The sequence below is a fragment of the Alloalcanivorax sp. genome (genome assembly GCF_964221125.1).
Taxonomy (GTDB): domain Bacteria; phylum Pseudomonadota; class Gammaproteobacteria; order Pseudomonadales; family Alcanivoracaceae; genus Alloalcanivorax; species Alloalcanivorax venustensis.
The window spans coordinates 25,391-40,249 of sequence record NZ_CAXPXK010000084.1; the positions used below are offsets into that span (position 1 = coordinate 25,391).

Below are 14,859 nucleotides of genomic sequence, written 5' to 3' on the forward strand. Positions count from 1 at the left end.
GCGCGCCCTCAACGTTCCACCGCCAGGGCGACGCCCTGACCGCCACCGATGCACAGGGTCGCCAGGCCCTTCTTCACGTCGCGGCGCTGCATTTCGTGGAGCAGCGTTACCAGCACCCGGCAGCCGGACGCGCCGATCGGGTGGCCCAGGGCGATGGCGCCGCCGTTGACGTTGACCTTGTCCTGGTCCCACTCCAGGTCCTTGCCCACCGCCAGGGACTGGGCGGCGAAGGCTTCATTGGCTTCGATCAGGTCCACCTGATCCAGGGACCAGCCGGCGCGCTCCAGGCAGCGGCGGGTGGCGGACACCGGGCCGATGCCCATGATCGCCGGATCCACGCCGGCGCTGGCCTGGCCGGCCAGACGGGCGAGGATCGGCAGGCCCAGCTGGTTGGCGCGCGCTTCGCTCATCAACATCACGGCGGCGGCGCCGTCGTTCAGCGCCGAGGCGTTGCCGGCGGTGACGGTGCCGTCCTTTTTGAAGGCGGCGCGCAGGCCACTCAGGGACTCGGCGGTGGTGTCGCCGCGCGGCTGCTCGTCGGTGTCGACGATTTTCGGGTCGCCTTTGCGCTGCGGCACTTCCACCGGGGTGATCTCATTCTTGAAGCGGCCTTCGTTGATGGCGGCCGCCGCCTTCCGGTGGGAAGCGGCCGCGAAGGCGTCCTGGGCTTCCCGGCTGAGGCTGTATTTCTGCGCCAGGTTCTCGGCGGTGATGCCCATATGGAAGTCGTTGAAGGCGTCCCACAGGCCGTCCTGAATCATCGAATCCACCAGGGTGGCGTGGCCCATGCGCAGGCCGGTGCGCGCCTTGGGCAGCACATAGGGGGCCAGACTCATGCTCTCCTGACCGCCGGCGATCACCACGTCGGCCTCGCCGCAGCGGATCGCCTGGCTGCCCAGGTGCACCGCTTTCAGGCCGGAGCCGCACACCTTGTTGATGGTCATGGCCGGCACTTCGTCGGGCAGGCCGGCGAAGATCGAGGTCTGCCGGGCGGTGTTCTGGCCGGCGCCGGCGGTGAGCACCTGGCCGAGGATCACTTCGCTGACCGCGCCCGGCTCCACGCCGGTGTCCGCCAGCAGGCGGCGCACCACCGCTTCACCGAGTTTGGTGGCGGGGACGTCCGCGAGCCCGCCCTGGAAGCGGCCGATGGCGGTGCGGGTGGCGGCGACAATGACCACGTCTTGCATGTTGTTCTCCCAAGCTAAGATTCATGAGCAGCTGTTAACCGCGCATGGTAACACGGCCGCCGGGGCGCCCCCATTGCGCTGAACGCGAAAGGCCGTTAGGCTTCAAGCATCGATTTTGGAGATTCCATGGCCGCAGCACTGCTCGACAACCTGATGCTTGTGAACACCGCTTCCGCGGTGGCGCTGGCTGCTGCCTGCTATTTCTACGGATATTGGTTTAGCCGCGCGCGCGTCTGACCTCTATCCCGGTCAGGCGCCCGCTTCGGGACGCCTGCCGTAGAATCCTGAAACCCCGGCTGGTCGTCCCGCCGGGGTTTTTTCGTTTCAGGATGATCAAAATTAAGGAAGTTGCTATGAACGCCAGTCTTGCCGCCGTCACCGCCGACGACTCTTCGACACCCGCGTCGGGGACCGTGAGCCGCCGTCTGCCCAGCGCCCGGCAGCTACGCCAGACGCTGCCCGTGGACGCCGCCCTGGGCACGCGCATCGCCGCCCAGCGTCAGGCGGTGCGCGACATCCTCAACGGCGAGGACGATCGCCTGCTGATCGTCACCGGCCCGTGCTCGCTGCACGACCCGGAGGCGGCGCTGGAATACGGCCGGCGGCTCGCCGCCCTCGCCGACCGGGTCAGCGACCGTGCCCTGCTGGTGATGCGCGCCTACGTGGAGAAGCCGCGCACCACGGTGGGCTGGAAAGGGCTGCTCTACGACCCGCACCTGGACGGCCGCCAGGATCTGGCGGAGGGCCTGCGTCTGTGCCGGGAGCTGCTGCGTGATCTGGCCGGCCTGGGCCTGCCCCTGGCCAGCGAGCTGCTCAGCCCGGTGGCGGCGAGCTACCTGGAAGACCTTCTCAGCTGGGCGGCGATCGGTGCCCGAACCACCGAATCGCAGATCCACCGGGAGCTGGTCAGCGGCCTGTCGTTGCCGGTGGGCTTCAAGAACGGCACCGACGGCGGCATCGCGGTGGCCCGGGACGCCATGCAGGCGGCCGCCCACCCGCACGCCCATCTGGGCGTCGATGACGAGGGCCACCCGGCGCTGCTGGAAACCGCCGGCAACCCGGACACCCACCTGGTGTTGCGCGGCGGCCGGGGCGGCCCCAACTACCACGCCGAGCAAATCCAGGCGGCGCGCGAGGAACTGGCGCAGGCCGGGCTCAACCCCCGCCTGATGGTGGACTGCAGCCACGCCAACAGCGGCAAGGACCCGCGCCGCCAGCCGCTGGTGGCCCGCGACCTGATCCAGCAGCGCCGCGACGGCGAGCGCGCCATCGCCGGCGTGATGCTGGAAAGCCACCTGCACGACGGCAGCCAGCCGCTGGCCCACCCGCTGCGCTACGGCGTGTCGATCACCGACGCCTGTCTCGGCTGGGGCCAGACCGAAGACCTTATTGGTGAGTTAATCGAAACTCCCTGACTTCGCGCATCAACAAGCCGGCCTGACTCTCCAGGGTCTCCGCGCGCTCCGCGGCGGCGGCCACCAGGGTGACGTTCTGCTGGGTGACCCGGTCCATCTGCGACACCGCCAGGCCGATCTGCTCGATGCCCCGGGTCTGCTCGGCGGAGGCGCCGCTGATGCGCGCCATGATCGCCGATACCCGCTCCACCGCGGCGACGATCTCGGCCATGGTGTCGCCGGCCTGGGCGGCCTGCTCCGAGCCGCGCGCCACCTCGGCGCTGGAGTCGACGATCAGCGTGCGGATTTCCTTGGCCAGCCGGTCGCTGTTCTGCGCCAGCAGCCGCACCTCCTCGGCCACCACGGCGAAGCCGCTGCCGTGCTCGCCGGCCCGCGCCGCCTCCACCGAGGCGTTCAGCGCCAGAATATTGGTCTGAAAGGCGATCCCTTCGATGGACCCGACAATCTGCTCAATGCGCTGGGAGCGCGTTTCGATCAGCCCCATGGTGTCCACCACCCGTGCCACCGCGTCGCCGCCGCGGGCCGCCACGCCGCCGGCATCGCCGGCCAGCCGGTGGGCCTGGTCAGCGTGCTCGTCGTTGTCTTTCACGGTGGCGGTGAGCTGTTCCATGCTGGCGGAGGTTTCCACCAGCGACGCGGACAGTTGTTCAAAGCGGGTGGAAAGATCGGTGTTGCCCCGTGTGGTTTCCACCGCCGCGTCCTGAATCCGTTCGCTGCTGTTGCGTACCTGCCCGACGATGGCGGCCAGGCTGCCCTGCATGCGCGCCAGGCCGGCGTAGAGGCGCCCGATATCGTTGTTGCCGCGTGGCTGAATCGCCTCGGACAGGTCGCCGTCGGCGATGCGGTCCAGGTGCCCGATCACGTTGCGCAGGGGCCGGATCACGTTCACCGTGACCCCCCACAACACCGCCGCGACCATCAGCAGGGCGGCGAGCACCGCCGCCACCATGGCGGCGTCCAGCCGTTGCACGCGGCGGTCGAAACGCGACACCAGCGCATTGGCGGCGGCCCGTGAATCGGCCAGAAAAGCGTCCGCGGCGTTGATAAAATCCTGGCTCATGCCGTTGAGCCGCGAGCGCCCGGAGCGGTAGCCGGCGAAGTCGCCCTCACGGAGCAGCACCAGTTGCAGCCGCAGGCCCACGTCCGTGAGCCGGTCCAAGGCGTCGGACAGCGGCACCACGGCCTGCATCGCCGCGCCTTCGCCGGTCATCGCCAGGAAGTTTTCAAAATGCCGCTGTGCCTGTTCGATGAACGCCGCCGCCTGATCCAGCACCGGCCCGGGTTCATCAAAGGACGGCACCCGCACCAGCTCGGCGGCGCGGTCCATGGCCACCTGCGCCTGCAGCAGGTTGATATAGGTACGCTGCAAGGCGCCCGCCCGCTCCACATGGGTCTGATTCAACGTCTCGAACGATTGCCGGCTCTGGTGGCTGGTGTAAATGCTCAGCCCGCCGATCAGCAGAATAATCACACTGAACGCCAGCAGCACCAGGCTCCAACTCGTCTTCACCGTCATGTTGTTAAGCCGATTCATTGGCTTTCCCCCAGCTCATGAACAATGGCTGGAAAGGCTAGCCGCAAACCATGAAGGAAAGACGACAAAGTGACTTTTTGTTGTTTTAAATCAATATTTTAGCTCTGAAAACCAAACCTCGAAAAAGAATAAAAACCGGAAAAAGTATCGGCCAGAGCTCTCATTTCTTTAGAAAAAGCAAAAAGTTTTCGCGAACCTTTCTACGGAGCCGGGTTTGTGCGAGCGGGCCTCGCCCGCGAAAGGGAGCGAAGCTCCCGGCAGGATCCCAGAGACATCTCCAACGTCAGCACCAACAACGTCTCTGGAATCCCGCCGGCCGGCCTGGCCGGCCTTTCGCTTGCAGGCAAGCTCCCACACTTAGTTGCAGCCGTCGGCGTTGTCGTAATCACCGTCCACCACGGTGTTGATCCACTGCCGCATCAGGGCGGTGGCGCCGTCGTGGGCGACGCTGCGCGCGATCGGCGGCATCATCCGTTGCGGGTCGTTTTCCGCTTCCATGCGGCAGGAGACGATGGAATCGTCGCTGCTGCCCGGCACCACTACGTGCTGGCGGCCGCAGGACCCGCCGCCGGTGGCGGTGGGCTTCTTACAGATGCCGTAACCCGCGTCCACGTCGCGGAACACGTCCAGGTAATACCCGGTGTTGGACGCGGCGCCCTTGTCGTTGTGGCAATGCTGGCAGTTCACTTCCAGATAGGCGCGCAGGCGGTGCTCAATGTCCGCCGGTGAGTTGGCGGTGTCGCCGCCGTCGCCGGGCACGTTCCAGCGCGGCAGCCGCTCCACGTTGGTGGCCACGCCCTGCCCGTCCAGTTCCAACTCCGGGGCGCCGGCCAGCAGGCCCTGATCGACCCAGTACTGCAGCTGGTTAACGCGCGGGAAACCGGCCTGACCGGCGGTGCCCATGAAGCTGCTTTCCGGCTGGTAGGCGCGGTTCAGGTTGCGCGGCTTGGGGCCGATCGGCGCGCTGCCGGCGGGCCGGTCGTCGTTGCCGTGGCAGGTGATGCACTGGTTGGCGTTGGGCACCGAATAGCTGTCGGTGGACCCGGTGATCAAGGTGCCGGTATCGGCGTCGCGGAAGTGCCAGCTCGCCGCGCGGCTGCCGCCGCCGGGGGTCAGCACCGCCACCGGTTCACCCTGGTCGTTCTGTTCCCAGATGTAGGGCAGCCCGGCCCAGAACGCCTTGCCGCTCTGGCTCACTCTTTTGATCAGCAGCCGGGTTTCCACCAGCGCTTCGCTGTTGTTGGCTTCGTCGGTGAAGGCGAAGGTCTTGGCGATCACCGTGCCCACCGGGAAGTCGATGGTGCCGTTCACGTTGTTGCCGCCCTGCCCGTCGCGGTAAACCGCCTGTTCGCCCGGGGGCACGAACAGCACCCGGTACTTGGTGGCGTGGTCGGAGAACAGTTTGCTGTTGAGCACGTAGGGCACGCCGCCTTCGTGGGGCAGGCTGCGCGGGTCGTCCGCTTCGGCGAACAGGTTGTACTGGGACAACAGCGGGCAATCCACCTCGAAGGCCGCGCGGTTGATCTCGCCCTCTTCCACTTCCGCCTCGCAGAGATGCGCGATGTATTCCTCGGAGGCGGCCGGGTCGAAGTCGCCGCTGGGTTCGAACGGCGGAATCTCCACCCTCGGCAGGGACGGCAACACGCTGCCGAAACGGGCCTGGCAGTCGTGGTCGGACAGGTTGGTGTCCGACGGGAAGTTGAGCAGGCCGCCGACGATATCCAGCAGGCCGCCGGGGGTGAGGATGGACAGGTCCTGGTCGACCAGGCCGATCACCAGTTCCAGGCCGTCGGTGCCGTGGAAATTCAGGTAGGGCGCGCTGTCGTCGGACAGTTCGTTGTCATGGATACAGGAACCCCAGCGCGGCAGCTTGCGGTTGCCCTGGTCGTCGAACTTGTAGGCGTTGTAGTGGCAGGACGGGTTGGGATGCTGGTTGGTGTGCAGCGGCTTGCCGTGCTCATCCTGGGGTACCGGGTTGCCCTGGGCGTCCACCGGGTAGGGGCAGTCCTCGTCCAGCTCGTCACGCAGGCCGTCCCAGATGATGTGCGCGCCCTTACCCAGGTTGGCCAGGTTCTGCAGGCTGGAGAGCAACTGCGCCGGGTCGTTGATGGTGGGCAGGTTCTTCAGGCCGATCAAGGTCGGCAGCACGCTTTCGATTTCCCCGTTGAGGGTCTTCTCCAGATCCGGCGGCGGCAGGTCGTAGCCGGAATTGCGCATCACGTTGTCGTGGATGTGCAGCCCTTCGGTGTAGGGGTCGAGTTTTTTGTCGGCGGTGCCGCCGGGGCCGTCGATCAGTTCATAGCTGATATAGAGCACCGCGGCGGTGCTGTGGTCCTCGAAAACATTATCCACCACTTCGATGTTGTCGTAACCCAGGGTGATAAAGCCGACGCCGCGCGGCACCACCGATACCAGACCGCTGTGGGCGAAGTTATAGGTGTTGTTGTTGCGGGCGGTGTTGTTGAGCATCACCGAGGTGTCGCCGTACTGGGTGATGTTTTCCAGATCGTAGATCAGGAAGCCGCCGGTGTTGCACTCCGCCAGGTTGGAGTCGTATTCACCGCCCTGGACGTTTTCGATCTCGAAGCCCATGACGTTATACACCGCGCGGCTGTCGCGGATGATGGCGGTGTTGGTCTGGCCCACATAGATGCCGGCGTCGGAGGCGCCCACGGATTCCGACTCCTCCACCAGGATGTTCTCCGACTCCACCGGGTAGATGCCGTAACGGCCGCTGTCGGAGCTGGGCACATAGTCCGGGGCCGGGTCGCCTTCGTTGAACGGCGGCGCGGTGCAGGCCACGTTAAGGCGCTGCGGATAATTGTCCTCGGTGATCGGCCCGCCGCCACCGGACCAGATCGCGCGCACGTTGCTCAGCGTGCCCCATTTGACGCCCTTGAGTTTGAAGGCGTCGCCGGGGGAGTCGAGGATGGTCAGGTCACGCACGGTGATGCCGCGCACGTTGAGCGCTTCCAGGCCGGTGACGTTGGCGCTGTCGCGGAACGACAGCACGGTTTCGTCCTTGCCGCAGCCCTTGATCAGCACGTCCTCGGTGGCCTGGATCAGCAGGCCCTGATCCAGATCGAAATAGCCGCAGGCGAATTCCAGGGTGTCCCGGGGGCGCAGCTGGATCATGGCGTTGACCATGTCCTCGGTGGCCCCTTCGCCGGGCTCGATCAGAAAAGTCCGGCCCTCGGTGAAGCGGTCCGGTTCTTCTTCCTCGGGCTGGTTCGGCGTCGGTGACGACGTGGCGCCGCCGTCGCTGCCAGAGTCACCGCCGCAGCCGGCCAGTGTCAGCCCCAGCATCAACGTCAGTAGCGATAGCCAGGATGTTTTGCCGTTCATGGTCGTTCCCCTGTTGGTGTTGGCCGCCCCGTTCATCGCGGGGCCTGCTCCAGTCTTTCCCACATGCGCAAATAGGCTTCCGCGGAGGTGAACAGCTGGTTCACCGCGTCTTCGATCTGCTCCCGGGGGCGGTCGCTGTTGGCGATCATGTCGGCGATCTGATCCGCATAGAGGCCGTAGTGCGCCACGCCCCTGCCCTCGTAGAGGCTGAATTCGTGGTCACCGGTGCGCTGCACGTCGAAGCGCACACGGCCGTCCACGGATTGGAACGGATACAGGTCGTCGTGCTGGTCCTCGGTGCCCGGGTTGCTCGCCAGCTGTGCGATGCCGTTGACGTCCGAGGCAAAGCCGGCGCCGCCGAACGGCCCCACCTTGAGCGCCTCGTCACGGGGGCGCTGGCCGTCGCGGGTCAGTTCGTCCACCCAGGCGCCGCGCACGCTGCCGAACGACGCGGCCACGCCGCCCTGTGACGCGACGCGGTCGCGCAGCGCTTCGGTGCCGCCCCAGGAGCCGTGGCTGTTGATCACCGGGTAACCGCGCCGCCCGGTCAGTTCGAGAATCTGTTCCGCCGCCTTGCGGCTGATGTGATCGGTTTCGATCATCATGCGGCGCTTCATCAATTCTTCGATCAGGAAGAAGCCCAGGTCGGACAGGCCACGGCTGTTGCAAAGATGATCGGTGCCCCGGCGCGGGTCGTATTCCGCCAATTGCTCCGGCGTGGCCGGGAAGCGGTCGCCGACGTAGTCGAGCTGGAACAGCAGCTGGTCGATGAGGCCCAGCGGCGCCAGGGGGTCCGGCAGGGACGATGCCGGCGGCGCGTCGTCGCCGTGGTCGTGGGCGCAGGTTTCGAATTCGATGGTGTGGCCGGTTTCCAGAATGTTCCCCGCGTAGAGCACCGGACCGATGCCGATGCCCGAAGACAAATCCGGCAAATGGCCGCCGAAGGCGTTGTCGAATTTGTGCACCGGGAACAGGCTGCGCACGTCCATGGCATAGAGACGGTCGAGCCGCTCGACGATCTGCTCGCGGGTGCATTCCGGCGCGCCCAGGAACTCGCCGCAATTGAGCACCTTGGAGGCCTCCACGCCGAGGATCACCGCCATCTTGCCCTCGCCTATCACGTCCCGGGCCTGGGCCGGATCGGTGACGATGCGGAACCAGCCCTCGCCGGGGCCGCCGTGCTGGGCGTCAATATAGTCCTGCATGGCGTGCATCTGCTCGGCCTGCATTTCGATCGCCGCCATGGTGTCGCAATCGTTCTGCTTCTGGGGGTTGAGCTGACACAGCACCTGGTTGTGCACCAGATGGTTGACCAGGATTTTCAGACCGGCGAGATGGGCCCGCTCGATCCAGCGGTAGTAACTCTGGTGATGCTGCAGCGAGTTGTGACGCGGCCAGAACTCATAGCCCGGCCAGCCTTCGGTGGCGTGGGGCCCGGGACTGCTGGTGACCTGCTCCACCAGACCGGTGAGTCCCTGGGGGCCATGATTGACGGCGCAGTCGTCCAGGGCATGATCGACACCGAAGGGATGGAAAGGGTCGCCGTAATTCACCCGGCCGCCGATGAACTCATAGGCGGAAATATGGCTGTGCGCGTCGACGAAGCCGAACACGTCATCGTCGTCCAGCCCTTCCACGTTCTGGAAACGGGGCACCTCGCGCAGATAGTTGGCCGGGCCTTGCTCGGCCACGGTGGCGTTGAGCTCCGCTTCCGGATAGGCGTCACAACCCTGCGCGGGGAGCAGGTGGAAACGGTTGGCTTCGCTCTCCAGCGACGGTGAGGCCAGAGTCAGCGCGTCCTCGCCCACGGTGAGCAACAGCCCGGTGGCGTCGGAGGCCACCGTGAAGGTCTCGCCTTCGCTGCGGTTGAGATTCCACACCGCCAGATCACTGGCCTGGTCCACCTTGCCCAGCGTGGGCCGCGGGGTACGGTCGCCGAGGCGCGTGCCCGCCACCTCCAGGCTCTCGCCCAGTTCCCGCAGCACGCCCCCCAAGGGCGCCACCGGATCCAATACCAGGTTCAGGGTGTCGCCCAGGCCGGCGACCAGGTAGCTGACTTCCGCGATCAAGCGACCGCCGCCGTCGAGCAGCTCGCCGGCCGGGTCGGAGATACCCAGCAGCTCCTTGTCGCCGGCCTGGCCGGGATCGCGGCGGTAATCGGACAGCAGCAGATAGGAACCCAGTGCCGTGGGCTTCATATAAAACGACGCCGCCCGACCGGGGTCCAGGGTCACACCGTAGCGCCCGTCCAAACCACTAAGGTAGCGCCCGTCGGCGTACAGGTGGTAGCAGCCATTGGCGAACTGAAAGCGGTTGAGGGCCTGGGGTTCGGGTTCCGGTTCGGGTTCGGTGGGCGGCTCCGGCTCCGGTTCCGGCTCGGAGGGCGCCGGCGGGTTATTCGCCTGCCGGTCGTCCGACGAGGACGAACCGCCCCCACAAGCGGTAAGGCCGAGAGCCAAAAGCAGCAGCAACCAATACGTCGACACCCGACGCACGCCTTTCACGGTCATAGCACCTTCCTGTTCTTGTTTTATTGGTACGTTTGTACAACTTATTACCGTGAAACGTTGTGGCGTTATTGTGAACGATTGGTGAACGGGCCCGCGGCACTCAAGTTTTCCGCCCTTCCGCCGAGAAATGCGTTGGATGGCGCCGTGTTGGCGGCTATGGCATATTCAAAAAAAGGCGATAGATAGTATGTATACGGCGCGCCGTATTACCGCGCCGCGCCATGCGGGGAGGGGGACCCTGATGCAGGACAAGGGGATGTCAGAGACGGAGCGGGCCCGGCTGGAAAGCCTGGCCAGCTACAATATTCTGGACAGCGCCCCGGAACACGAATACGACGACATCGTGCAGCGCGCGGCGGCGCTCTGCGAGTGCCCGATCTCCACCGTCACCCTGGTGGACCGTCACCGCCAGTGGTTCAAGGCGTCCGTCGGGCTTGATATCCGGGAAACCGAACGCGACATCGCGCTCTGCGACCACACCATTCGCGGCACCGGCCCTCTGATCATCCCGGATACCCGGCTCGACCACCGCTTCGCCGATAACCCGGTGGTCACCGACCCCAACGGCATCCGCTTCTACGCCGGCGCCCCGTTGGTCGCCCCGGACGGTCAGGCCCTCGGCACACTCTGTGTCATGGATCACCGGCCCCGGCATCTGAGCGAGGCCGAGGCGAACTATCTGGCGCTGCTGGCAGACCAGGTGATGATGCATTTGGAGCTCCGCCGACAGAATCAGCGGCTACAGGACGCCGTCGACGAACGGAACCGCGCCCTCCATAAGGCCGAACGTCGCGCCGCTCATTTGGAGGAGTCGCAACGCATCGGCCGGATCGGCAGTTGGACCTTCCATCTGGATAGTCAGACTCTCAAGTGGTCGGAGCAGACCTTCCGCATCTTCGACCTGTCCCCGAAAGACTTGGACGGCCGCTTCGAGCGTTTTCTGCAATGCGTGCACAACGACGACCGGCGCCGCCTGCTCGACTACCGCAAAGATGCCCTCGCCGGCCACACCCCTTTGGATATTCAGTACCGCATCAATTTACCCCAAGGTGGACAACGCCACTTGCATGAGCGTGGAGAATTGCATAAGGACAATCACGGTCGGCCGATGTATCTGCAGGGCACGGTTCAGGACATTACTGAGCTCAAGACCTTTGAAATGCAACTGCAACACACCCAGCGACTCACCGGCATCGCCGGGAGGCTGGCTCGGGTCGGCGCCTGGAGCGTGGATGTGGGCTCCGGGCAGGTTTCCATGTCACCGGAAATTCTCGCTCTGCATGACCTTGGCAACGACACACGCATGGCCCTGGAGGATTCGCTCAGTTTCTATGCCCCGGAGGACCAACCCAAGGTACAGTCCCTGTTCGCCGCCTGCGTCAAGCGGGGGCAGCCCTACGACGAAGAACTAAGGGTCGTCACCGCCACCGGACAGCCATTCTGGGTACGCGCTCTGGGCGAACCCGTGTTTGATGAGGTGGGCAAAGTCGTCCGCGTCGATGGCGCCTTCCAGGACATCAGCGAACAGCGCAATGCCGCCAATGCTTTACGCGAAGAAAAAATCCGCTTTGAGGCCGCCGCCCGCGCCACCGCCGATGCGATCTGGGACTGGAACACGTCCACTGACCGGTTGTGGTGGAGCGAAGGCATGGAAACCCTGTTCGGCTACAGTGCCGAAGACCTGGAACGGGACAGCCGTTCCTGGACCACGCGCATTCATCCGGACGACAAAAAGCGCGTGCTCACCGATATTGAAAGGGTCATTTACAGCCAGCAGCAGAAATGGGAAGCGGAGTACCGCTTCATACGCAAGAACGGCAGCGTGGCCTATGTGTCGGATCGCGGCTACGTAATCCGCGATGAAAACGGCGACGCCCTGCGTATGGTGGGCGGTATGAGCGATGTCACCGAGCGCCGCCACTTCCTCACCAATCTGGCCCGACAGGCCGCCCTGCTGGATAAATCCCGCGACGCCATCATGGTGCTCGATCTGGATCGCCGTATTACCTATTGGAACCAGGCCGCCGAGGGCATCTACGGCTGGCGCCAGAGCCAGGCCCTGGGACAGCGCATTGATGAGGTGCTCGGCGAGGACCCGGATGTCCTGAAAGCCGCCACCCGGGAGCTGCTGCTCAGCGGCCAATGGGCCGGCCGCCTGGCCAGCCACGGCGTGAACGGCAAAACCGTGATCTCAGACGCGCGCTGGAGCCTGGTCGCCGACGACCACGGCCAGCCGGACGCCATCCTGGCCATCAACACCGACATCACCGAACATCTGGCGCTGGAGGAGCAGCTCCAGCAGTCGCAGCGGTTGGAAGCCATCGGTCAGCTGACCGGCGGCGTCGCCCATGATTTCAACAACCTGTTAACGGTGATTCTGGGTAATTCCGAGTTACTCGAAGAGCAACTGGAAGAGGCCTCGCCATTACGGGCTTCCGCGGGCTTGATCCGCGGCGCGGCGGAACGGGCGGCGGAGCTGACGCGCCGGCTGCTGGCTTTCGCCCGGCGCCAGCCACTGGCCCCGCAGATCGTCGACGTCAACGAACTGATTTACGGCCTTACCCCCCTTCTTCGCCCCTCGCTGCACGAACATCTGGAGATCGATATCGTGCCTTGCCCGACGCCCTGGCCGGCGTTCATTGATCCGGGGCAGCTGGAGTCGGCGATTCTCAATTTATGCCTCAACGCCCGCGACGCCATGGACGGCGGAGGCTGCATCGTTCTTGAAACCGCCAACGTCAGCCTGGACCAGGATTACGCCAACCGCCATTCCGAAGTGGTTGCCGGCGACTACGTTCAGGTGGTGGTCTCGGATACCGGTGCCGGCATCCCGGAGACCACACTGAAACAGGTATTCGACCCCTTTTTCACCACCAAGCCCAAGGGCAAGGGCACCGGCCTGGGTTTGAGCATGGTGTACGGTTTCGTTAAGCAGTCCCGCGGCCATATCAAAATTTACTCCGAGCCGGGTGAAGGCACCACGGTAAAACTCTACCTGCCCCGGGCGGACCGTGAGCGGCAGGAGCCGCTTCCACCGGCTTGCCCGGTGCGGTTTACCAACCGCCAGGAAACAGTCCTTGTCGTGGAAGACGACGACGAGGTGCGCGACCAGGCCGCCCGACAACTGCGCGAGCTGGGCTACCGGGTGATCAGCGCTGCTAACGGCAATGACGCCCTGGAGTGGCTTTCCGAACAGGAAGTCGATCTGCTGTTCACCGACGTGATCATGCCCGGCGGCCCGAACGGGCCGGAGCTGGCGCGGCTCGCGCGGCAGCGTCTGCCCGAGCTGCCGGTGCTCTACACCTCCGGCTACACTGAAAACGCCATTGTCCACCACGGCCGTCTGGACCCCGGCGTGCATTTATTGGAAAAGCCCTACCATAAGACGGATCTGGCGCAAAAGATCCGCGACGCTCTCGACGAGGTGCCAAGATGACGCCGCCACAAAAATCAGAAACGATACCTCGGCTCCTGGTTCTTGATGACGACCCTGACATCGGTCAGACGGTTTGCAGCATGGTCTCGAGCCTGGGTTACCAATGCCAGGTCACCACCCTGCCGGACACTTTCTTCGAGATACTCGACACCTGGCAGCCCACCCACATTCTGCTCGACCTGGTGATGCCAGCGATGGACGGCGTGGAAGTAATCCGCCATCTCGCCGAGCGTCACTGCGACGCAGGCCTGATTATCTCCAGCGGGCTGGGCAGCCGGGTCATCGATGCGGCCGGCAGGGCCGCCAGCCAGCACCGGTTGCACATGACCGGTGTGCTCCCCAAACCCTTTTCGATCCGCGATCTGCGTGCTCTGCTGGGCCAGCAACCGCCGCCAAGCCGCCAGCCGCGCCAGGCTCCGGTGAGCCCCGAGCAGGACATCACCCCGGCAATGCTCGCCGACGCCATCGATAATGACCAGATCCGCCTGATGTATCAGCCCAAGGTCAGTTGTGCCGAGGGCAATCCTGTTGTCGGGTTCGAAGCGCTGGCCCGCTGGCGGCACCCCCAGTGGGGGCCCATCGCCCCGGACCGCTTTATTCGCCTCGCCGAACGCGAAGGGTTGATCGAGCCCCTTACCCGCAAGGTAGTCGTCCAGGCCTGTGCCGCTATGGCGGCCCTGTTACGAAGTGGCGGAGCGAAGGCCGAGCACTGGACCATGGCGGTGAATCTGTCCGCCTCCTGCCTGACCCGGTTCGATATGGCGGATAAGCTGGTGGTCCTGTGCCGACGGTACGGTCTGGAGCCGCGCCATTTAACGCTGGAACTCACCGAGACGGCGGCCATGGAAGACGGCGTGCTGGCGCTGGACCTGCTCACCCGGCTGCGCATGAAAGGGTTTCAACTGGCGATCGACGATTTCGGCGTGGGGTATTCCTCCATGGTGCAGTTGGCCAAACTGCCGTTCTCCGAGTTGAAGCTGGATAAAGCCTTCGTCATCGCGGCGGACCATTCCCGGGAAGCACGCACCATTATCAAATCGGCGGTGGATTTGGGGCACCAACTGGATCTGAAGGTGATCGCCGAAGGGGTGGAAACCGACGCGGCTCTGGCGTTCCTCCGCGAAACCGGGTGCGATTTCATGCAGGGGTACTATATTGCGCGGCCGATGGAGGGAGAAGATATTGGGGGGTGGTTGGAGGACCGCGAAGGGCGCTGCTGAGAGGCCTGGGCGCGCTGGGGCGCGCCGAGAGGGAGGGATTGGCTCGCTGCGCTCGGGGCTGCGCCCCGTTGCCGCCGGGCGGCAACGCCCCTCACGGCGCTTTGCGCCGTTCGGTCGAACGGAGGGTTCGAATCATCAACTCCCTCTCCGCCATACACAAAAAAGCCCGGCGTTGGCCGGGCTGTTTTGTGTATGGCGGAGAGGGAGGGATT

7 protein-coding genes are annotated in these 14,859 nt (G+C 65.1%); 3 read left to right on the forward strand and 4 right to left on the reverse strand.

Annotated features, from left to right (window positions below):
- Positions 1-8: 8 nt before the first annotated feature.
- Positions 9-1,187, reverse strand: coding sequence for an acetyl-CoA C-acetyltransferase (locus ACEQZD_RS10530; protein WP_370185337.1), 1,179 nt, complete (start codon positions 1,185-1,187; stop codon positions 9-11).
- Positions 1,188-1,540: 353 nt separating this feature from the next.
- On the opposite strand from ACEQZD_RS10530, the gene ACEQZD_RS10535 reads away from it, so the two are divergent.
- Positions 1,541-2,602: a 3-deoxy-7-phosphoheptulonate synthase gene (locus ACEQZD_RS10535; protein WP_370185339.1), complete on the forward strand. Its 1,062-nt coding sequence runs from the start codon at positions 1,541-1,543 to the stop codon at positions 2,600-2,602.
- Here the strand turns inward: ACEQZD_RS10535 and ACEQZD_RS10540 are convergent.
- From ACEQZD_RS10540 to ACEQZD_RS10550, 3 genes are all read right to left on the reverse strand, one after another.
- Complete coding sequence (locus tag ACEQZD_RS10540) at positions 2,574-4,136, reverse strand: methyl-accepting chemotaxis protein (protein WP_370185340.1); 1,563 nt, start codon at positions 4,134-4,136, stop codon at positions 2,574-2,576. The two genes, ACEQZD_RS10535 and ACEQZD_RS10540, sit on opposite strands and share 29 nt — an antisense overlap.
- A 357-nt stretch (positions 4,137-4,493) precedes the next feature.
- Positions 4,494-7,481 (reverse strand): parallel beta-helix domain-containing protein, encoded by a 2,988-nt coding sequence (locus ACEQZD_RS10545; RefSeq protein ID WP_370185341.1) that lies wholly within the window; start codon positions 7,479-7,481, stop codon positions 4,494-4,496.
- Positions 7,482-7,513: 32 nt separating this feature from the next.
- Positions 7,514-9,991 carry a hypothetical protein gene (locus ACEQZD_RS10550; RefSeq protein WP_370185343.1) on the reverse strand — a complete coding sequence of 826 codons (2,478 nt, stop codon included), beginning with the start codon at positions 9,989-9,991 and terminating at the stop codon, positions 7,514-7,516.
- A 256-nt stretch (positions 9,992-10,247) separates the two neighbouring features.
- Between ACEQZD_RS10550 and ACEQZD_RS10555 the strand changes: the two genes are divergently transcribed.
- Positions 10,248-13,427 (forward strand): PAS domain-containing protein, encoded by a 3,180-nt coding sequence (locus ACEQZD_RS10555; protein WP_370185344.1) that lies wholly within the window; start codon positions 10,248-10,250, stop codon positions 13,425-13,427.
- Entirely contained in the window at positions 13,424-14,647 is a 1,224-nt protein-coding gene (locus ACEQZD_RS10560) for an EAL domain-containing protein (RefSeq protein WP_142949644.1), read from the forward strand. Before ACEQZD_RS10555 ends, ACEQZD_RS10560 begins: the two co-directional genes overlap by 4 nt.
- The last annotated feature ends 212 nt before the right edge of the window (positions 14,648-14,859 follow it).

Excerpts from the sequence above, each read along its gene's own strand:
- ACEQZD_RS10530 (WP_370185337.1), bottom strand. The coding sequence starts at position 1,187 with ATGCAAGACGTGGTCATTGTCGCCGCCACCCGCACCGCCATCGGCCGC.
- ACEQZD_RS10535 (WP_370185339.1), top strand. The coding sequence starts at position 1,541 with ATGAACGCCAGTCTTGCCGCCGTCACCGCCGACGACTCTTCGACACCC.
- ACEQZD_RS10540 (WP_370185340.1), bottom strand. The coding sequence starts at position 4,136 with ATGAATCGGCTTAACAACATGACGGTGAAGACGAGTTGGAGCCTGGTG.
- ACEQZD_RS10545 (WP_370185341.1), bottom strand. The coding sequence starts at position 7,481 with ATGAACGGCAAAACATCCTGGCTATCGCTACTGACGTTGATGCTGGGG.
- ACEQZD_RS10550 (WP_370185343.1), bottom strand. The coding sequence starts at position 9,991 with ATGACCGTGAAAGGCGTGCGTCGGGTGTCGACGTATTGGTTGCTGCTG.
- ACEQZD_RS10555 (WP_370185344.1), top strand. The coding sequence starts at position 10,248 with ATGTCAGAGACGGAGCGGGCCCGGCTGGAAAGCCTGGCCAGCTACAAT.
- ACEQZD_RS10560 (WP_142949644.1), top strand. The coding sequence starts at position 13,424 with ATGACGCCGCCACAAAAATCAGAAACGATACCTCGGCTCCTGGTTCTT.